A 384-nucleotide genomic window follows, 5' to 3' on the forward strand; every position below is an offset into this window, starting at 1 on the left:
CCACCATACTGGTTGCTTTACGAAGATTTTTGGCAGAAATGGGACTAATTGTTTTAGTGAGGGTACTTTTAATTTTTCCCTCATCAAGTAGTTTTCCAATTTTATCCAGGATTATGTGTTGTGTAATCATGTTGGTAGTTTGGTACCATGATTTTTCATACATCCATTCCCAACCAAATCTTACCATCAGTGATTTTAATGAACTAAAGTTCAAATTTCGACCGGATCCGGTGGTAGAGGCGATGTTCCCGTTTGGACCAATTAATTTTGTGATGGTTGACCAGTAAGCGTCGAGATTTGCTAATTCCAAAATATAATCAACGTGCTTAAACCCTAAATCATGAACCTGGTCAACAATGCTGTCGTGGTAATCGACAACATGAT

At 37.8% G+C, this 384-nt stretch carries 1 protein-coding gene; it reads right to left on the reverse strand.

Going from position 1 to position 384, the window contains the following annotated elements:
* On the reverse strand, positions 1-384 hold a 384-nt coding region (locus tag AC6UDG_RS07395), incomplete at both ends, for an MDR/zinc-dependent alcohol dehydrogenase-like family protein (protein WP_500706948.1).

It is taken from the genome of Fructilactobacillus sp. X2R1C1 (assembly GCF_059901435.1).